The sequence below is a fragment of the Bacillus sp. FSL M7-0558 genome, from assembly GCF_038003245.1.
Classification (GTDB): domain Bacteria; phylum Bacillota; class Bacilli; order Bacillales; family Bacillaceae; genus Bacillus; species Bacillus pumilus.
In genome coordinates, this window is the sequence record NZ_JBBOOU010000001.1 from 1,243,397 (window position 1) to 1,263,313 (window position 19,917).

The 19,917-nt window shown below is 41.5% G+C and carries 21 protein-coding genes; 13 read left to right on the top strand and 8 right to left on the bottom strand.

Annotation, left to right across the window (positions count from 1 at the left end):
* Positions 1-229 precede the first annotated feature (229 nt).
* Entirely contained in the window at positions 230-1,051 is an 822-nt protein-coding gene (hag, locus tag MHB79_RS06100) for a flagellin Hag (protein WP_044141245.1), read from the top strand.
* 32 nt (positions 1,052-1,083) lie between these two features.
* On the opposite strand, the gene MHB79_RS06105 is transcribed toward hag, so the two are convergent.
* On the bottom strand, positions 1,084-2,556 hold the full coding sequence (locus MHB79_RS06105; RefSeq protein WP_340989314.1) for an NAD(P)/FAD-dependent oxidoreductase: 1,473 nt from the start codon (positions 2,554-2,556) through the stop codon (positions 1,084-1,086).
* Positions 2,557-2,777: 221 nt separating this feature from the next.
* Between MHB79_RS06105 and MHB79_RS06110 the strand changes: the two genes are divergently transcribed.
* A complete protein-coding gene (locus MHB79_RS06110; protein ID WP_050945225.1) occupies positions 2,778-3,602 on the top strand; it encodes a methyl-accepting chemotaxis protein in 825 nt (274 codons plus the stop codon).
* A gap of 36 nt (positions 3,603-3,638) precedes the next feature.
* Here MHB79_RS06110 and MHB79_RS06115 read toward each other — a convergent pair whose 3' ends face one another.
* Entirely contained in the window at positions 3,639-4,010 is a 372-nt protein-coding gene (locus MHB79_RS06115; RefSeq protein WP_044138938.1) for a DUF5412 domain-containing protein, read from the bottom strand.
* A gap of 244 nt (positions 4,011-4,254) precedes the next feature.
* Between MHB79_RS06115 and MHB79_RS06120 the strand changes: the two genes are divergently transcribed.
* Complete coding sequence (locus MHB79_RS06120; RefSeq protein ID WP_050945224.1) at positions 4,255-4,878, top strand: poly-gamma-glutamate hydrolase family protein; 624 nt, start codon at positions 4,255-4,257, stop codon at positions 4,876-4,878.
* 16 nt (positions 4,879-4,894) lie between these two features.
* Here MHB79_RS06120 and MHB79_RS06125 read toward each other — a convergent pair whose 3' ends face one another.
* Positions 4,895-5,443 carry an ImmA/IrrE family metallo-endopeptidase gene (locus MHB79_RS06125; protein WP_340989316.1) on the bottom strand — a complete coding sequence of 183 codons (549 nt, stop codon included), beginning with the start codon at positions 5,441-5,443 and terminating at the stop codon, positions 4,895-4,897.
* 310 nt (positions 5,444-5,753) lie between these two features.
* Between MHB79_RS06125 and MHB79_RS06130 the strand changes: the two genes are divergently transcribed.
* On the top strand, positions 5,754-6,653 hold the full coding sequence (locus MHB79_RS06130) for an N-acetylmuramoyl-L-alanine amidase (RefSeq protein WP_050945222.1): 900 nt from the start codon (positions 5,754-5,756) through the stop codon (positions 6,651-6,653).
* Between the two features lie 220 nt (positions 6,654-6,873).
* Here the strand turns inward: MHB79_RS06130 and MHB79_RS06135 are convergent, their stop codons facing one another.
* The 5 genes from MHB79_RS06135 to MHB79_RS06155 all read right to left on the bottom strand — a co-directional run bounded on the left by MHB79_RS06135 (position 6,874) and on the right by MHB79_RS06155 (position 10,222).
* Positions 6,874-7,050: a type II toxin-antitoxin system SpoIISB family antitoxin gene (locus MHB79_RS06135; protein WP_080984789.1), complete on the bottom strand. Its 177-nt coding sequence runs from the start codon at positions 7,048-7,050 to the stop codon at positions 6,874-6,876.
* Entirely contained in the window at positions 7,019-7,789 is a 771-nt protein-coding gene (locus tag MHB79_RS06140) for a type II toxin-antitoxin system SpoIISA family toxin (protein WP_050945221.1), read from the bottom strand. The genes MHB79_RS06135 and MHB79_RS06140 overlap by 32 nt, the downstream gene beginning before the upstream one ends.
* Before the next feature lie 136 nt (positions 7,790-7,925).
* Positions 7,926-8,924, bottom strand: a complete 999-nt coding sequence (locus tag MHB79_RS06145) for an inorganic phosphate transporter (RefSeq protein WP_003210927.1) — start codon at positions 8,922-8,924, stop codon at positions 7,926-7,928.
* A 15-nt stretch (positions 8,925-8,939) separates the two neighbouring features.
* The gene (locus MHB79_RS06150; protein ID WP_003212390.1) at positions 8,940-9,557 is read right to left on the bottom strand and encodes a DUF47 domain-containing protein; all 618 of its coding nucleotides are present in this window, start codon (positions 9,555-9,557) and stop codon (positions 8,940-8,942) included.
* A gap of 206 nt (positions 9,558-9,763) precedes the next feature.
* Positions 9,764-10,222: an ASCH domain-containing protein gene (locus MHB79_RS06155; protein ID WP_050945220.1), complete on the bottom strand. Its 459-nt coding sequence runs from the start codon at positions 10,220-10,222 to the stop codon at positions 9,764-9,766.
* A gap of 227 nt (positions 10,223-10,449) precedes the next feature.
* Between MHB79_RS06155 and ggt the strand changes: the two genes are divergently transcribed.
* From ggt to MHB79_RS06200, 9 genes are all read left to right on the top strand, one after another.
* Positions 10,450-12,201 carry a gamma-glutamyltransferase gene (ggt, locus tag MHB79_RS06160; RefSeq protein ID WP_340989318.1) on the top strand — a complete coding sequence of 584 codons (1,752 nt, stop codon included), beginning with the start codon at positions 10,450-10,452 and terminating at the stop codon, positions 12,199-12,201.
* A gap of 459 nt (positions 12,202-12,660) precedes the next feature.
* Positions 12,661-13,128: a PTS sugar transporter subunit IIA gene (locus MHB79_RS06165; protein ID WP_106029849.1), complete on the top strand. Its 468-nt coding sequence runs from the start codon at positions 12,661-12,663 to the stop codon at positions 13,126-13,128.
* A gap of 53 nt (positions 13,129-13,181) precedes the next feature.
* Positions 13,182-14,555: a PTS galactitol transporter subunit IIC gene (locus MHB79_RS06170; RefSeq protein ID WP_003210771.1), complete on the top strand. Its 1,374-nt coding sequence runs from the start codon at positions 13,182-13,184 to the stop codon at positions 14,553-14,555.
* A 19-nt stretch (positions 14,556-14,574) separates the two neighbouring features.
* On the top strand, positions 14,575-14,853 hold the full coding sequence (locus MHB79_RS06175) for a PTS sugar transporter subunit IIB (protein WP_003212259.1): 279 nt from the start codon (positions 14,575-14,577) through the stop codon (positions 14,851-14,853).
* Between the two features lie 66 nt (positions 14,854-14,919).
* Entirely contained in the window at positions 14,920-15,366 is a 447-nt protein-coding gene (locus tag MHB79_RS06180) for a hypothetical protein (RefSeq protein ID WP_268458812.1), read from the top strand.
* A complete protein-coding gene (locus tag MHB79_RS06185) occupies positions 15,363-16,394 on the top strand; it encodes an alcohol dehydrogenase catalytic domain-containing protein (RefSeq protein ID WP_251190953.1) in 1,032 nt (343 codons plus the stop codon). The genes MHB79_RS06180 and MHB79_RS06185 overlap by 4 nt, the downstream gene beginning before the upstream one ends.
* 182 nt (positions 16,395-16,576) lie before the next feature.
* Complete coding sequence (pdhA, locus tag MHB79_RS06190; RefSeq protein ID WP_340989321.1) at positions 16,577-17,560, top strand: pyruvate dehydrogenase (acetyl-transferring) E1 component subunit alpha; 984 nt, start codon at positions 16,577-16,579, stop codon at positions 17,558-17,560.
* 31 nt (positions 17,561-17,591) lie between these two features.
* A complete protein-coding gene (locus MHB79_RS06195) occupies positions 17,592-18,572 on the top strand; it encodes an alpha-ketoacid dehydrogenase subunit beta (protein WP_340990566.1) in 981 nt (326 codons plus the stop codon).
* 17 nt (positions 18,573-18,589) lie between these two features.
* The gene (locus MHB79_RS06200; RefSeq protein WP_340989322.1) at positions 18,590-19,912 is read left to right on the top strand and encodes a dihydrolipoamide acetyltransferase family protein; all 1,323 of its coding nucleotides are present in this window, start codon (positions 18,590-18,592) and stop codon (positions 19,910-19,912) included.
* Positions 19,913-19,917 lie beyond the last annotated feature (5 nt).

Genomic DNA, 19,917 nt, shown 5'->3' on the forward strand with positions numbered 1-19,917 from the left:
CTTATGATTCTTAAATCCCTCTGATAAATTATGAAAAATGACCTTTAAATTTGGCATACTCTAGCGAAACGATCATAACGAATGAGACTTATTCCTTATTTATTCCTTTTTTGTTAAACAAATTCCATTAAAGTTCGATAAATGGATTGTAAGGCTTACAAAAAAATTCTAATTTAGAACTTTTGGACAAGGATGTTCAATTGGTTCAAACACATGGAGGTCATGAAACATGAGAATTAACCACAATATCGCAGCACTTAACACACTGAACCGTTTGTCTGCAAACAATGGAGCAGGGCAAAAGAACATGGAGAAGCTTTCTTCTGGTCTTCGTATCAACCGTGCAGGAGATGACGCAGCAGGGCTAGCCATCTCTGAAAAAATGCGTGGACAAATCCGCGGCTTAGAAATGGCATCTAAAAACGCACAAGACGGTATCTCTCTTATTCAAACAGCTGAAGGTGCATTAACTGAAACACATGCGATCCTTCAACGTATGCGTGAATTAACAGTTCAAGCGGGTAACGTTGGGACTCAACAAACAGAAGATTTAACAGCTATTCAAGAAGAGCTCACGGCTTTGGTAGATGAAATTGATGGAATTTCTCAGCGTACAGCATTTAACGGAAAAAATCTGTTGGATGGTAGCGTTGAAGATGGATTCCAATTTCAAATTGGCGCTAACATTGAGCAAAATATCAACGTTCAGATCGGCAAAATGGACGCTGAAACCTTGACTGTCAAAGATATTAAAGTAAATGAAGATGGTTTTGACTTTGACGTTGAAGTAGCAAAAATTGATGAAGCCATCGGCGCAGTATCTAAACAGCGTTCAGCACTTGGAGCAGTCCAAAACCGCCTAGAGCACACAATCAACAACCTTGGTGCTTCTGCTGAAAACTTAACAGCTGCTGAGTCACGTATTCGTGACGTTGACATGGCGAAAGAAATGAGTGAGTTCACAAAGAACAACATTCTTTCTCAAGCATCTCAAGCAATGTTAGCTCAAGCAAACCAACAGCCGCAAAACGTACTTCAATTATTACGTTAATGAAAAAGCCCCACTAAGGGGCTTTTTTTGTTTCAATCTAATGAAAGCAAGTGATGCAAACGAAAGTCAGGAACCGCTTCATGGAAAAAAGCTCGATTGCCTTCATCATCCTCTTTATCCCACTGGCTCCACCATTCGGCAGTTTCTCCAGAGGCGTCGGCTTGAATCATGACATGCAACTGTTCTAAGTTGATGATGTCTCTCGGTTCTATTAAGAAAGAATGCATCCGGTGATACGCTTCAAGACATTTAGGCTGTTTTGTGACAATGGCGTATTGTACGTAGCGATTTAAAAATTCCTGTACAAACGTTAAATGAGGAATGGTTTTTTCTCCTTTTAACTCGACGCCTTCCCACGCCATATCAGCAATTGCACAAAGCCACCAGCCAAGTTCACTCGCGTGCTGCATTTGTTGTAACGTGTCCTTTTCAAAAGATAGCCGCTCATTTTCTTGTGCTTGTTTGAGCATGCGCTCAAGAGTTTGTGCTTCGAGTGCGGCCTTTGTCATTCCTTGACCATGAATGGGATCTAATGTACACAAGGCATCGCCCATCACCAATAATCCACTTGGCCAGTCGTGCATTTGTTCATAGTGATATCTCACGCAAGAAGGGACTCTAAATCCTTTTGGCTTTGTATAGGGCGTTAAATGAGTGATGGCATCTGCTATTGCGGGATGCGCGAGTGCAGCTGTTTCTAAATCAAATTGATCAGCGTCTGTTGTTGGATAATGTGATCCGCCAGCTGCAGAGAGAAGAACAGCTACTAAATCATGATCTACCCGTTCAAATAGTCCTGTTGGGATTTGCCTTTCCGGCTGACCCACGACGACCATTGATTGCTGGTATGGCGCTTCTGGTTGTATCTTGTAGTATCTTGTGCTGTAACCGAGTGACACCGTTAATTCATCTGCCCGTGGTAAGGTCAGTCCAGCATCCTTCAGCCATTTTGGCAATTTAGACATTCTTCCAGACGCATCGACCACTAAGTCTGCTTTCATTTCACGAATGCTTCCTGGTTTTTCATGCCGATCTTTCACGACCAGTCCAATGACTTGGTTTGTTCCCTCTTTCAACTGAAGTGAGAGGGGTTCATGTTTTTCTAAACATTGCACCCGTCCCTCATTTAACATTCTTTGCATCAGCACCCACTCTAGCATGGCACGTCTTGTGACGGCTGTTTCTTCGGTATCAGTAAGCGTTAACTCACCATCTTTTGTAATAAAACGAGAGGTTTGATGCCACGTATTAAATCCGCCCATTGTCAGTAACTCTTTTGTATAACCAGGAAATAGACGTTCCACTATTTGCTTGCCTAGTGGCAGCATTCTATGTGGATGAAAAGCTTGAGGAGTGCCGAGACGATTCTTAGGAGAGTCTGGCATTTCGTCCTTTTCGATAATGAAAACTTGATGATACAACGTTGATAAAACTTTTGCAGCGAGTATTCCCGTCATGCCGCCGCCAATGACGATCGCCCGCTCATATGTCATAGGTTGTCTCACAACATGCGCCTCCAATGAATATATAAAATGATTACATGACCATTTCATCATATGTTGATACTTGAATTATAGCAAATTTACGTTTTGTTGAATATAAAGAGGGAATTTCCTTCTTTTTACTCGTACATATGAGAAATAACTTTCATCATCATCATTATTTTTAAAAAATAACTATTATTTTAAGAAGAACGACCGATAAATAATACAAGAGGGTAGAGAAAATGGATATACTACAGAGTATAGTGACAGCAGCACCTTATATGATGCAGATTTTAAAAAATGAAGTGACGATGGGTGTCATTGACCGAGAGAAATTTTTGCTGTATTTGCCATCGAAAGATGTTGATTTTCAAATTCGAGCTGGTGAACGTATTAAACCAGATGATCTGAATATGAAAAAAGCGCTGAGAGGTGAGACATCGAGTATGTTTGTGCCTGAATCAGTATATGGAGTACCATTAAATGCGATGGGATTGCCCATTTTTGATGAAAACGGGCAAGTGATTGGTGCCCTCGCTTTAGGATTTCCACTCAAAAATCAAATAGAGCTTGAAGCGTATATGGATTCATTGAATGACATTATTCAAAGTATTCAAGAAAAAGTGCACGTGGTGGCGGCACATTCAGAGGAGCTCTCTGCTACAAGTGAGGAGATGACCTTACAAACGCAGCAAACTCTTGAAAGCTCGAAACAAACAGCCGATATTACAAAAATGATTAAAGGCATCTCGAAACAAACGAGTTTGCTAGGATTGAATGCGTCAATTGAAGCTGCCAGGGCAGGAAAAGAGGGAGCAGGTTTTAGTGTTGTAGCAAGTGAGGTTCAAAAGCTTTCAAGTGAAACTTCACGTGCAACAGAAAACATCGAAAGCTCACTGCAAGGAATCTCCTCCAATATACATACATTACTTGAAAGTATGGACCATATGAAAGGTTCTTCATCAGAACAGGCTTTACTTGTGACAGAGTTTAGTGAAATTGTCGATCGATTGACGACGGTTAGTAAGAATATGAAGAAATTCATGCAAACCGTCATGTCAACGTAAAAAACGAATCCAAGAGGGATTCGTTTTTTTGATGCATTATTTTCTCTTGTTCTGATCAAAGCGATAATCGTACGTGTCGCCTTTCACCACATTTAAAAACTCATGTCCAATTTGAACAAGCTGTCCGTTTTTCCATTGGATGAGAGGGTCCTTATCAGGGTATTTCCAGTAAATCGTTTTCTTGCGATGGGTCAGTTTGTTTTCAATTTCTGCTCTGACTGCGTTTTCCTTTAGCTTTCCTCCGCTATGCTGATAGGTGTTGATGATATACATTCCGTCAGGTGATGACATCGAGCGGATGAATGTTCCGTGAGACACGCCTTGAAGAGAGAAGCATTTCCAATAAATAATGCCAGCGAAGCTAAGGAGTAAGATGATAAGAGTGAGGGTCGTTTTCTTTTTTAACATGAATTCCTCCAGATGTAGATCACAATATTTCTAATTTATGAGAGAGAATACAAAAAGATTCATATAGTCCAAAAGTTCTATTCGTTTCAATTATCGGTCATTTTTTCTCAAAATTCAACAGAATGCCGTAAATGTAAGGAAAATTTAAGGAAGAATTCAAGTGGTATATTTGATTCGAAACCTCTTTACAAAAGAATGAGGGATCAGTAGACTTATGCTCATATAAAGAAATGGAGCAGATGACATGAGGCAAATTATCGATACGTATGAAAATTATGAAGAGCTCTCCGCTCATGAAAGAAAAGGGATTGATTATCAAATTCTTCACAAGCGGAAAGGTGACCAGCTGCTAGTTTTGTCTCCTCATGCTGGAGGAATTGAATCAGGCGTGAGTGAGCTTGTTCATGAAATTTCTAGTGACTATTCTATGTATTTATTTGAAGGCCTTAAAGTAAAAGGCAATCATGTTCTTCATATTACAAGTACACGCTTTGATGAGCCGCTTTGCCTTTCAGAAGTGCATACCCATCATTATACGTTTGCACTTCATGGCTACGGAGAAACAGAGGTGCTTCAAACGTTAGTGGGAGGTACAGACAGAGAAAGAGCGGCAGAAACTGTGAAGCGTTTAACGCAAAATGGCTTTCAAGCATTGCTGCTAGCCGAATCTGATCGTTTTTCTGGAACGCATCCTGATAATATCAATAACAAATGTCTGACAGGAAAAAGTGTACAACTTGAAATTAGTCAGGCGCAAAGAAGAGCATTCTTTCAAGACTTTAGGCGTCAATACCGGCGAGATACACAAACTGAACAATTTTATCGGTACACAAATGTACTCAAACAAGTATTAGCCCTTTATGAATAAACTTTTATGCGATGATTTACGTTTGATAAACTGCTTCTTTTTCAGCGACTCTTTCTGCTTTCATTAAATAAGACGTAAACTCCTGTTGAAAGCGAATACCTGCTTTTCGCTGTTCGAATAAGGCAAGCCGTTTTTCAGCAAAAGCCCAAGTGACGTGAAACGTTTGAGTAATATGCAAAATGGCTTGCTGCCGAAGGGGTGGAAGCTTCATTTTCATCAGTATAAAGGTTGGAACACAAAAGTGATACATGAATTGTTTTGCCTGAAACTCCTGCAGTTCTCGAAAGAGTTTGTTCATTTTGAAATGGTTGCCTGTATGCTTTAGCACATGACAAAGCTCGTGGGCGAAATCCTGCCACTGTTCTTCAGGTGATAGGGATCTGTTTAAGATAATACTGTAAAGTCCTTGATGCTGGATCATCATGCTGCCAGTCTCCTCGTAATGGACCCACACGCGAAATTCAGAAGCGATCCTTTGCATCTCTCTATAAGCAGGACCGCTTATTTGTAATTGAGCATATAAACGCTTAATATCTTCTTCTAAATGGGTTAAAAAACCAGTCATTTGAAAACCTCCATACAAACGTATGTTCTATTTTTGGCGTAAAAGAAAAGTCCATATAGGACTAAATAGCTAAATGAGCTATTACTTACTTTTATTATCGGCTTATTTTTAACAATTTTAACATAAAATCAAGGAAAAATGGAATTAATTCCTGTTTTTTTCTGTATTTTTGCACGTTTCACGACTAAAAAGAGTGAATTGAATTCAAATTTTACCATAGTCTTCTCATGAAAACAAACAAGTATTGTCTTACGAATGCCACCGATTGATGAGAAAGATCAATTCAATCTAGCAAAAGGGAGTGCAGTAGATGGTACAAATTTATCAAGATTTTATTCCAGTTGGAAACGGAAACCGCCCAGGATATGCGATGACACCGGAGTATGTAACGGTGCACAACACAGCAAACACGTCAAAGGGAGCGGATGCGAAAAGTCATGCGGCCTATGTAAAAAGCCCAACGACAGAGGTGAGCTGGCACTTTACAGTGGATGATCATGAAATCTTTCAGCATCTGCCGTTAAATGAAAATGGCTGGCATGCAGGGGATGGTCATGGGAATGGTAACCGGAAGTCGATCGGAATTGAAATTTGTGAGAATGTAGATGGGAATTTTCAGCAAGCGGTCAAACATGCACAATGGCTCATTCAAAAGCTGTTAAAAGAACATCACATTCCGCTAGCAAACGTGGTCACACATCAGTACTGGTCTGGAAAAGCATGTCCACGCCAGCTTCTATCTACTTGGGATGAATTTAAAAAAGGGATTGGAACGGCAGAAGATCCGGAGACGGTCATCACGTATGTCGTGAAAAGCGGTGATACGTTAACGAGTATTGCGAAAGCTCACGGGGTCACAGTTCAGGATTTACAGAAGTGGAATGACATTAGCGATCCGAACAAGATTCAAATTGGACAAGTTCTCAAAATTTATCGTAACGATGCAAAGAGTTTGTATGAGCTGCCAGATGGGGTTTTAAAGGTGACTTCTCCATTGACAAAGGGAGAGCACGTACGCCTCGTCCAACAAGCACTTGCTGCTGTTTATTTTTATCCTGATAAAGCAGCTGCAAATAAAGGAATAGACGGAGTTTACGGAGAAAAAACGGCGAACGCCGTAGCGCGTTTTCAGCTGGTAAATGGTCTGACAAGTGATGGGGTATACGGACCTAAAACGAAGGAAAAGCTTTTGAAGCTGTTAAGTAAGTGAGTGTTTCTGTTTGTATGATTGGATGATTGCTTCACTTTGCTCATTTAATCGACGCATATAAGGCGACGACTTATATTCAGCAAACTGAACATATCTCAATTGTTTGATTTTCTTTTTCATTTATTGGCACCTCAATCGTTGCAGCGTATAGATTATTGTATGCAAGTCTATGTGAAAATGGAAGCAGGACGCGGATTTTGTTCCGCGTCCTTTAGTGTAATCAAGCCCTTTTATTTTTATACTCATCCAAGAGCTGTTCGTTCTTTTTAAAAATACGCTCAGTATGGGGGCTTACCTTGTAATCCGCCATACTAATATGTTGCTTTTTCTTTAAAATCTTAAAAGGGTTTTTCTTGCGATTGTTGTTATCCCCTTGAAGTGCGTGGTCCATCTTCATCACCTTCCTCTTCGTCAGGCAAGATTAGGTCATAAATTGTTGTAAGTGACGTCATTAATAAATAGTCGAACTCAGTGACAATGTCATCAGAGGTGAGCTTAATGACGAAGTGATCATCTGCTACAGAAAACGGGATGAGCACCAATTTGCCGAAATCATCGTAATAGACTTCCTGCCTGTCAAGCTTCGCCTGAATAAGAGAGCGCTGGTCAAGTGTCCGCAGCAGGTCATCTTTTTGTTCCTGCGTATCGTATGGACAAAGAACCGCTTGAATATTCATTTTGTCGGCAAAAGAATAAATGAGCCGTTCAATTCCCTCTATATATGCCTCTACACTTCCATAATATACATGAATCGGTTCATTTTTCAATAGGTATTGGTACGTTTTTAGCTTATTGAGGTAAGAATGAAGTAGATCGTTATTTTGTTCTAGGAGTTGATGGGTGTCGGTTTCCAGTTCGTGATTTCCGAGTTTTTTAATATAGGAGCTGAGAAAGATGAATGCATCGGTTAATGCAAAAAAAACGGCAATAATCAAGTAGTGCATCCAATCGGTGAAGATTGAAGAAGGGTCATTTGTCCAGTACACAACAGCACCAGCTACATAAATCCAATACCACGTTTTACGAATGGCAAACATCTTTTCTTTTACTTTTTGTTCAAAGCGCCATACGGCAAATACATATACAGCAAGAGCACCTAGCAATAACCACACGGTCAATTGAAAAAATAATAGCATGTTCTTCTCTCCCATAGACAGATGGATACTTATTCATTTCTATGGATATGATTGGAAACCCTGCTTCATGAAAAAATGGCTTGCAGGAAAAGGGTGCAGACAAATAAAAAAAGACCTGTCTGACAGGTCTTTGATATTAGATAATCGCATTTAACACAAAGTATATAAGAGCCCCTAGAGTTCCCGAAATCGGTAATGTGATCACCCAAGTGACGAGCATGCGTTTTGCCGTACCCCAGTTTACTCCTTTTACTCTGTGTGCAGAACCTACACCTAGAATAGAAGATGAGATCACGTGAGTGGTACTAACAGGTAAGTGAATAAATGTCGCTCCGAAGATAATAGCTGCACCCGTTAAGTCAGCTGATACTCCGTTTACTGGACGAATTTTCATAATTTTACCGCCGACTGTTTTAATAATCTTCCAGCCGCCAATAGAAGTACCTAGTCCCATTGCAAGCGCACAAGAGAATTGTACCCAGAAAGGAATGTCGTCAGTTGTATGCAAATTACCTGCAATTAAAGCCATCGTAATAATTCCCATCGCTTTTTGCGCATCGTTTGTTCCGTGGGTATACGATTGCAGTGCAGCAGTTAAAATTTGAACACGTCGGAATTGTTTATTTGTTTTTGCGAGATTGTTGTTTCTGAATATAATTTTGATAATGGTATACACGATATATCCCAATACGAAAGCTAGGATAGGTGAAAGCAACAGTGCTTGAATGATTTTAATGAACCCCGAATAGTTTAAAGCGCCAAAACCAGCAGAGGCAATAACAGCTCCTGCAATTGATCCGATCAGTGCGTGCGAAGAACTACTCGGAATTCCGTAATACCAAGTAAGCAAGTTCCAAGTAATGGCCGCAATTAAAGCAGCCAAAATGACGACAGAACCGTTTTGAAGTGTGAAAGGATCTGCGATGTCTTTTGTAATGGACTTTGCCACACCTGTAAATGTCATTGCTCCTAAGAAGTTCATGAACGCTGCCATAATAATAGCATGTCTAGGCTTTAACGCCTTTGTTGAAACCGAAGTGGCAATGGCATTTGCTGTATCGTGGAATCCGTTGATGAAATCAAAAGCAAGTGCACAAATGACAATAAATATGGTAAGGATGAGTAATGTGTCCATGTTTAACTAACCCCGTTACGCATTCTTCATAATGATTGTTTCTAGATTGTTGGCAACACTTTGACAGGAATCAGCAATTTCTTCAAGTGTTTCGTAAATTTCTTTGTATTGAATGACCTTGATTGGATCAGTTTCTTTTCCGAACAAGTTCTTTAGTGATTTACGATAAAGATTGTCACAATTATGCTCGATCTCTTTGATTTTGATTGCGTGTGGTTGAATATCTTTTAAGCGATTTTCAGCCAGTAAATCGATTGTAATTAAAATTTCCTTTGCACATTCTCTGATGTAGTGGCTGAATTTGTCGATATGTTCGTCAGAGCTTGTCATTGAATAAATTTCCATTGTCGCTGAAAAATGCTCAATTCCATCTAAAACATCGTCGAGGCTATTCGTCAATTGAAGAATGTCTTCACGTTCAATCGGCGTAATAAAGGCTTTGTTCAGCTCTTTAATCATCGTATGAACATGATTATCACCTTTTGTCTCATATTCCTTCAATGTGTCAGAAAATTCTTTCAGAGTGGTTTGATTTGTTACTTTATAGCTAACAAAATACTCAGCAGTTTCATCTAAATTTTTAGCAATTTCCGTTAACAAGACGGAAAACTTGTCTTTTTTCCTTTTTAACATGTAAAAACCCTCCATTGTATAAATGAGACAATGCACACATCAAATAATTATATATTCTTTTGTCGAAAAAAAACAGGTGTAGTCGAAAATTTCTTCACTTTTTCTATTTGATCTTATTCTGACCTAAAGATGTGTTCTCAACACACCTTTTTCAGAAAGGAGAAAAGAAATGAAAAAAGCGGTCCATTCTTGGCGCCGCTTAAAGCTTAAGAAGCTGAATATATTAGTTTAAATCGCTCGCAAACTAGGAGCATGTCTTCTTTAAATTCTAATCCGTACGGTTTGAGTGCTTCTGTGAAAAATGCTTGATGGGCTTTGTACCAATAGTTATAAGAAAGATCGCCTTCGCCTTCTGCTTGGGCAAATGATTCTGGAACCTCATTCATTGGCATGACATCTACATGTGTGATCTCTATGATGGCTTTTGGTTCGTCATGGCTGTCTAAAATGACCGCATATTGTCCTGCCTTTGGAAGCGGCTCCTGTTCCTTTTCGTAAAAAAGATGCCCAGAACATGTCGCTGTTTTTTTCCCTTGCAGAACAAGGTCAAGTAAATGATCTGGGTCTGCTCCAAATGCCCAAGCGGAAACAGATGCGTCAATTGGTGCGCTTTCTGATTTTTCTTTCCAATAAGTTTCCCAAAATAAGGTGCTCTGCTGATTCATCATTCTTCCCCCTTTGTGATGCGTTTATTATACCGCGAAATCAAAGACATGAAAGGATAGTGTCTTTATACCTACTTAGTACATGTGTCATATGTTTTGAAAATCCGCTTTATATTTGGTGAATATAGGAAGATATAATGAAAAATTTAGAAATTTTAGAATAATCTATTGTATTCTGGTCAAGAAGTCGGTATGGTCAAAGTAAGAATATGGAAGGGGTGTTGTGTATGAAACGCATTTCTCTAACTATTTTGTCCATATGTCTGTTGGTTTTCTCGTTTTTTCTGCCTGTCAGTCAGGTCACTGCAAACGAAACTCATGGGAATAAAGTAGCTGTTGGGAAGGATGGCATGGTGGCTACTGCCCATCCACTCGCATCAGAAGTGGGTGCAGATGTATTAAAGAAAGGTGGAAACGCTGTTGACGCTGCTGTTGCCATCCAGTACGCACTGAATGTGACAGAGCCAATGATGTCTGGAATTGGTGGCGGAGGATTTATGATGGTTTATGATGGGAAGACAAAAGAAACATCCATCATCAATAGTCGAGAAAGAGCACCACAAGGCGCAACACCAGACATGTTTTTAACAGATGAGGGGAAAGTCATCCCGTTTGCTGAGCGATCCACACACGGTAATGCTGTTGGTGTTCCAGGGACTGTGAAAGGTCTTGAGGCGGCATTAGAAAAGTGGGGAACCCGCTCGATGAAGGAATTGATTAAGCCTTCCATTGAGCTTGCAGAGGATGGATTTGAAATCGATTCTGTTCTGGCAAAAGCCATTGATGATCATCAAGGAAAATTGAAAAAAACGGCCGCAGCGCCAATCTTTCTTCCAGATGATCAGCCGCTCAAAGAAGGAGACCTCCTAGTTCAGCCAGGTCTTGCAAAAACATTTAAGCTCATTGCGAAAAAAGGAAGCAAAGCATTTTATGAAGGAAAAGTAGCAAAGGCACTTGCAAATACAGTCCAGGATTTTGGCGGGACGATGACAACTGATGACATTGGTCGTTATGAGGTCGAGACTGACAAGCCTATCTGGGGAGACTATAAAGGATACCAGCTTGCAAGTATGCCTCCACCAAGCTCAGGCGGGGTGTTTATGCTGCAAATTCTCAAAATACTTGACCACTTTAACCTATCTCAATATGACCCCAAATCATTTGAAAAATATCAGCTACTTGCTGAAACAATGCATCTCTCCTATGCTGACCGTGCTGCATATGCCGGCGACCCCGAGTTCGTAGATGTTCCACTAAAAGGACTATTAGACGATGATTACATTTCAGAAAGAGCCTCTCTTATTCAATTAGATCAAAAGAATCGTAACCCGAAAGAAGGAGATCCGTGGGCGTATGAGGATGAAAAAAATCCATCTTCTATTGTTCCACAGCCTGAAGATAAAACCATTGGTGAGACCACACATTTTACTGTTGCCGATCAGTGGGGAAATGTTGTGTCATTCACGACAACCATTGAACAGTTATTTGGTACAGGGATTCTCGTCCCGGAATATGGTTTCTTCTTAAACAATGAACTAACAGATTTTGATGCAAGACCAGGCGGAGCAAATGAAGTTCAGCCGAATAAACGACCATTGTCTAGTATGACACCGACCATCATTTTTAAAGATAATGAGCCTGTCATGACAGTAGGTTCACCGGGAGGAACGACCATTATTGCTTCTGTTTCACAAACCATTTTGAATTTGCTTGAATATGAGATGGAGCTTCAGGATGCAGTTGAAGAACCAAGAATTTACACAAACAGCCCAACTTCTTATCGTTATGAAGTAGGTGTCCCTCTCGATGTGAGAACAAAGCTTAATGACATGGGACATCGTTTCGGCAATTCGCCTATTGATATAGGAAATGTCCAAGCGCTACTCATTGATCGAAAAGCAGGAACCTTTACTGGAGTGGCTGACTCCTCGAGAAACGGAACTGCCGTTGGCGTCAATTTAAAGCTCTCTGCCCAATAAGAACATTTCCCGGGAAAAGAAGCGCCTCTTGAGGATGGCGTTTCTTTTTTTATTTAAATAAATGAAACATAGCTGATCAGAGAGCGGAAGACGCTTCGCTATTTATGAAGTACAGGACTGTATGTATTTCGATGGCTAAGGGCCTTTTTTCCGTATGAATGATAATGTTGTTGCTGACATCAAAGAGCAAGTACTGAGTGATTAGAGAGAGGAAGTCACATTTAATAAGAAGTAGAGCAGAGTTGATGAAAGATGCAGAAGACTGCTCTTTTTTTATAAAATTTTCCCTAGGAACATTGACTTATAATTTAGAATATTATAATATCTTTACAAAGGTAACAACATTGAACATTTTTCAGGATGCATATTTGTAAGCGCTTTATAAAAGGTTCTATTCCAAAATGTTCTTTCTTTTTGTTACATGTGTTCATATTTATACCAAATGAAAGGAGTGGTTGTTTGAACAACTTGTTTGAGTTAGATGAACAACTGATCAAGCTGCAGTACGATGCATCTTCAAGAGAGGAGGTGACCACATATTTAGCAGAGCGATTAGAGGCGGGAGGATATATTAAGTCAAGCTTTTTACCAGCTGTGCTTGAAAGAGAAAAAACATATCCTACGGGCCTTCCACTTGCGACCTTTGGGGTAGCAATTCCACATACAGATCCTGAGCATGTGAACAAACCGGCGATTAGTGTAGCCACTTTAAAGGAACCTGTCATCTTTCACAAGATGGGGAGCCCGGATGAAACTGTGCTAGCTAAAATTGTGTTCGTCCTAGCAATCTCTGAACCTAGTAAGCAGCTTGTGATGTTAGAGAAGCTCATGACACTTTTTAGAAAAGAAGAGGTGATGACGAAGCTGTCTGATATGACGTCGTATGAAGAAGCGGTTGCTGTGCTTCAGAAAGAATTAAACCAATAGCCTTTCACAAAATAATGTAAGCGCTTTATCTGAAAAATCCAGGAGGTGGATGTATGATCAAGCAAGCTGTCGATTTTATATTAGACCTTGGACCAACTATTATGCTCCCGATTATTATGACGCTTTTCGGTATGATTTTAAGGCAAGGCTTTAAGAAATCCTTCCGAGCCGGTATTACGATCGGAATTGGGTTTGTCGGTGTCAACCTTGTCATTAATTTGCTTGTGAGCGGCCTTGGGCCAGCAGCAAAAGCCATGGTTAATTCCCTTGGCCTAAAGCTCGATATTTTGGATGTTGGATGGCCGATTGGAGCGGCTATATCCTTCGGTACACCTGTTGCCCCTTTGATGATTCCTCTTGTGCTTTTGTTAAATGTCATCTTATTGTCCGTTAACTTTACGAAAACGCTGAATGTGGATATTTGGAACTTCTGGCATTTGATTTTCGCAGCCTCTGTGACTTACTACGCTTATCATAATATGTTCTTGGCACTTGCTGTTGGTTTGATCGTCTCTGCTATCACGCTTAAATTAGCTGATTGGACGGCACCGACAATCGAACACCATTTTGGATTGAAAGGCGTATCGATGGCTCATGCTGAAACGGTCAACTTCGCACCGCTTATGTATGCGTCCAACCGTATCATTGACAAGATCCCTGGCTTAAACAAAATTCATGCTGATCCAGAAACATTGAAGAAACGTTTTGGTATTTTTGGCGAACCGCTTGTGATGGGTCTCATACTTGGTATCATTATTGGTCTTTTAGGCGGCTATGATGCGAAAGGCGTCATGACGCTTGGTATTCAAATGGCAGCAGTTCTTGTGCTAATGCCAAGAATGGTTGCGTTATTAATGGAAGGTCTTATTCCAATCTCTGAAGGCGCTCGTTCTTATATTCAAAAGCGCTTCCCTGGGAAAAATGTCTATATTGGTTTAGATACAGCGATTGTGATTGGTCATCCGGCGAATATGGCGGTAGCCCTTCTTATGGTGCCGATTACGATTCTACTTGCAGTCGTTCTCCCTTACAATGGCATGCTGCCGTTTGCTGACTTATCAGTTCTACCATTTACAGTTGTATGGGCAGTAGCAGCCGCTCGTGGAAACATTATTCGCGGTCTTATTAACAGTATTTTTACATTAATGATTGTCTTCTTTATCGCAACGAATCTCGCACCGCTTGCGACAACAATGGGGAAAGCAGTCGGGTTTGACTTCCCAGAAGGAGCCAATATGATTTCAGGTATTGACCTTGGTTCCCACGTCATTCCTTGGATCATGGTGAGACTTCTTGATCCGAGCAACCCGTACTTTATTGCAGCCATCATCTGTGCTCTGGCTTATGCGCTCCTATGGTACTGGGTGCGAAATGATATTAGAAAGCAGTATGCGAAAGAAATGGGCTTAGATCAGAAAGATCAATAAAAGAGCTGGAGGGATTCTTATGGCAAAGAAAATATTGGTTTCATGCGGAACAGCGGTTGCAACATCAACGGTTGTTGCCAAAAAGGTCGAAGAGACGTTAAAGGAAAAAGGATATGATGTCGTGGTGGAACAGTGCAAGGCATCTGAAGTCCCGCAAAAAGCGGAAGGCGCCGATTTAATCGTAACGACAACACCAGTGAGTGATACGAAAGGAACGCCTGTGATTCAAACATTATCCTTTTTAACTGGATTTGGCATTGAAGATGATATTGAAAAAATCATCGATCATATTAAGTAAACAATCATTCTATGGAGGAGCTTTGCTTTCCCGGCTCCTTCTATGTATCTGAAAGGAGGACGTCTCATGCAGCATCATGCTTATAGCCGAACGTCTGCAGTGTTGTCTATTTTTCTTCCAGCCATACTCATCTGTCTGTTTTTTCTTTGGTCTCTTTATACGTTAATGTCAGCAGGGCCTGAACCGTTAGCTGTGTTAGGCGTTTATACGCTGCCTATCCTCATGCTTTCTAGCATCACTGGGCTGAACCAGCCGACAAACGTCATCATTAGTGAAGATAAACTCAAAATCGGAGCGTTTGGCAGATGGCACACATATGCGGTCTCTGATATTAAAGGAAAGCTTTTTATCAAGCCATACCCTCATATCGGAAAAGTCTATGTCAGGGTGGGCCCATCTCGCATATTCGGAGGACGTTACTGGATATCCAGTGAGATGAGTGAGTACAAGCAGCTTGTGCAAACGTTGCAGGATTTTGCGAAAGGTGATGAAAAGGAGGATGCAGCTACATGAAATCAGCTGTCTTTTATTCTTCAGAGGACATTCGGTATGAGGAGCGGAACCGGCCTGCGATTGGTGATGATGAAGTGCTATTAAGAATGCGTGCCTGCGGCTTATGCGGCACAGATATTTACAAAGCAACACATGAGACGGTACCTCCTGGAACGGTACTAGGGCACGAAATCGCTGGAGATGTTGTTGAAACCGGAAAAAATGTGACAAATATAAAAACGGGAGACAGGGTTTATGTTGCGCATCATGTACCTTGCTTCACCTGTGACTTTTGTCAAAAGGGATTTTATACAATGTGTCCGCAGTTTGCAGCCACTAATGTAGAGCCAGGCGGGTTTTCAGAGTATATCCGCGTACCTGCATTACATGTCAAGCACACAATGGGCAAGCTCCCGAATGACGTCTCATATGAGCAAGGGGCGATGGTGGAGCCAGTCGCCTGCTGCCTGCATGGGTTTGAACGAGCACCTGTTCATCCAGGAGATTCTGTACTGATCCTTGGAGCGGGGCAAATTGGCTGCATTCAACTACAGCTTGCCAAACATTACTTAGCTGGGAAAGTGATGATAACGGATGTGAATGAGAACCGGCTGCTGCAAGCGAGAAATTTAGGTGCAGACGTCGCTTTTCATCCAGCCTCTGAGCCGGTGGAAGACCGGGTCATGAGAGAAACAAATGGAAAGGGAGCAGACCTCGTCATTATTTCTGTTGGGAGTAGTGCGCTTTTAAAAGAAGCATTTCAATCGGTAGCGAGAGGCGGAACGATTTTAGTGTTTGCTCATTTTCCAAAGGGAGACGTCTCCATTCCGGCTGATCGATTTTTCCATGATGAAGTGAAAGTAGTAGGAGCCTATTCCTCACATCCTTATCACTACCTCGAAGCCCTTGAACTTTTAAGAGCAAAAGTGGTCAACACAGAAAAGATGGTGACGCATCGTTATCCGTTAAGTCAGCTCCTTCAGGCGATAGAATGCGCAAGGCACCCTGAAGGTGAGAGTGTCAAAATCATGATGTACCCAGATGAATGAGAACCTAGGAGATTGGAAGAGAAAGAGAAGTTCTTTAGAAAAGGGCTTTGCCTTTCTCTTTTTTTCTGATAAAAGATGAAAACGCTTAAAAATGAAAGAGAAATGCTTGACTTCAAAGATACTTAAACGTATGATAATTACAAATGTAACATATAAGAACAAATGTAAAGGGGAGAGAAGAAATGCAAAAACAAATCACTTTGCCTGAACAGATTAGTCATGAGAGATTAGCAGATTTATATAAACAAATGTGGTTAGTGAGATATTTTGATGAAAAGGTCGATCAATTCTTTGCCAAAGGACTTATCCATGGAACCACTCATTTATGTGTCGGACAGGAAGCGTCAGCTGTTGGATCAATTGCCGTATTAAAGGACGAAGATAAGATCGTCAGCACGCACCGTGGACATGGTCACTGTATTGCAAAAGGTGCAGAGGTCAATAAGATGATGGCAGAACTATTCGGACGTGAGACTGGCTATTGCAAAGGAAAAGGCGGCTCGATGCATATCGCTGATTTAGAAAAAGGGAACCTTGGCGCAAATGGAATCGTTGGCGGCGGTATCCCGCTGGCAACAGGTGCAGCGCTCACATCTAAAATGAAACAGGAAGGCTATGTTGTTCTTTGTTTCTTCGGAGATGGAGCGACAAATGAAGGCAGCTTTCACGAAGCGCTAAATCTTGCATCCATTTGGGATCTGCCTGTTGTATTCATTTGTGAAAACAATCAGTACGGCATGTCTGGCCCTGTAAAAGAAATGATCAACATTGAAGACATTTCAACAAGAGCAGAAAGCTATGGAATACCTGGGAAATCGATTGATGGAAATGACATGGTCGAGATTATGAACTCAGTAGATGAAGCAGTCAGCCGCGCAAGAGCTGGAGAAGGTCCATCACTTATTGAAATGAAAACGTATCGCTGGAAAGGTCACTCTAAGAGTGATGCGAAAAAATACCGTACACGTGAAGAAGAAACAGAGTGGAGACAAAAAGACGGAATCAAGCGCTTTAAGTCTCTCTTGATTGAACTGAATGTTTTGACAGAAGAGCAGGCAGCGGTCTTGCAGGAAGAAGCGAAGCAGGAAATTGAAGCGTCTGTAGAATTCGCTAAAAACAGTAAAGAACCGTCAATCGATACACTATTAGAGGATGTATACGCCTAATTAGGAGGGGAATCACGTGACAAAAACAACAGTGAGAGAGATTTCATATTTAGAAGCCGTTCGAGAGGCTATGAGTCTGGAAATGAGAGAGAACCAAGATGTATTCATTTTAGGTGAGGATATCGGCGTATATGGCGGTGCTTTTGGGGTCACGCGCGGCATGATTGAAGAGTTCGGTCCGGAGCGCGTACGCAATACACCAATCTCTGAGGCTGCCATCGCAGGAGGTGCAGTCGGAGCGGCTTTGACAGGTATGCGTCCGATTTTAGAGCTTCAATTCTCTGACTTTATTACAATCGCAATGGATCAGCTTGTAAACCAAGCAGCCAAAACACGATACATGTTTGGCGGAAAAGGAAAAGTACCACTCGTTGTGAGAACACCAGCAGGATCAGGAACGGGTGCCGCAGCGCAGCATTCACAAAGCTTAGAAGCGTGGATGGCTCATATTCCGGGATTAAAGGTAGTTCAGCCTTCAACAGCTTATGATGCCAAAGGACTTTTAAAAGCAGCAATGGATGATGACAACCCTGTCATTTTCTACGAGCACAAGCTTTTATATAAAACAATCGGCGAAGTGCCTGAAGAGCCTTATTCGATTCCTTTAGGGAAAGCTGATGTGAAAAGAAGCGGGAAAGACGTCACAATTGTAGCAACAGCGATTATGGTACACAAAGCATTAGAAGCGGCGAAGGAACTAGAAGCAGAGGGAATCGATGTTGAAATCATTGACCCAAGAACACTTGTCCCATTAGATGAAGAAACCATTATCGAATCTGTGAAGAAAACAGGTAAATGTATCGTGGTTCATGAGGCGGTCAAACGAGGCGGCTACGGCGGAGAGATTGCAAGTATGATAGCGGAAAGTGAAGCGTTTGACTATTTAGATGCGCCGATTAAACGACTTGGCGGCCTTGCAGTCCCAATACCATACAACCCGACACTGGAAAAAGCGGTCATTCCACAAGTGCCAGATATTATTGAAGCAGCAAAAGAGCTTGTACGCTCTTAAATAAAGGGGAGAAGATCATGCCAAAAGAGATATTTATGCCGAAGCTAAGCAGTACGATGGAGATCGGAACCTTGCTTCAATGGTTTAAAGAAGAAGGAGATTCGGTTGAAATCGGTGAGCCTCTTTTTGAAATTATGACAGACAAGATCAACATCGAGGTGGAAGCCTATGATGACGGCATTTTTCTAAAGAAATACTACGAAGCTGATGATCAAATTCCAGTCAATGCTGTTATTGGATATATCGGAGAGGCAAATGAACAGGTGCCAAGCGAGCCACCAGCACAGGCTGATGAAGATTCCTCAGAAAGCGGCGAATCGTCTTCACCAGACACGGCATCATCCAGTTCTACTGAAGCCCCAAAAACATCTGATGAAAAAGTACGTGCCACGCCCGCAGCGAGAAAAACGGCAAAGGATCATCATGTGGCAATTCAAGAGGTATCTGGCACAGGGCCAAAAGGCAGAGTCCAAAAGCGGGACGTCGAGGCAGTCGTTCATTCTAGCGAGAAAGACCAGCGCGTCTCACCACTTGCAGAAAAAGTCGCTGCTCGTGAAGGAATTGATTTAGCAGCAGTTTCTGGATCTGGCGCTCACGGTAAGATCATGAAGAGTGACGTACAAGCAGCAACGCAAACAAAAGAGGCTTCGCCTGTGAAAACACAAAAATTAGCTGGCATGAGAAAAGTGATTGCTGATCGCATGTCACAAAGTGCCTTTACAGCACCGCACGTCACATTAACAAGTGAAATTGATATAACGAAAGCGAAAGAAGTGCGTCAGCAGTTACTTCCGGCGATTGAAAAAGAGACAGGCTACCGGCTGTCGTTCACAGAAATCATCATTCATGCGGTCAGCCATGTACTCACGCGCCACCCGCAGATCAATATGACATTTGAACAAAATGAGCTCCATTTCCATGAAGATGTACACATTGGTCTCGCTGTTGCAGTGAAAGACGGCTTGATGGTACCAGTCATTTCTCATGCGAATCAAAAAGGATTAAAACAACTGACAAAAGAAGCGAAAGAAATTGGCCGAAACGCACGTGATCAAAAACTACTTCCTGACCAGCTGAAAGGATCCACTTTTACGATTAGTAACCTAGGCATGTATGCCATTGATACCTTTACCCCGATCATTAATCAGCCAGAAGTGGCGATTTTAGGTGTAGGACGGATTCAAGATAAACCTGTTGCAGTAGATGGAGAAATTCAGGTGCGGCCAATGATGGGTGTCAGTTTATCGTTTGATCACCGAGTAGTAGATGGCGCACCAGCGGCTGCCTTTTTAACAGACCTTAAAAAAGTGCTTGAACAACCATTTGAATTGCTAATGTAGGAGAT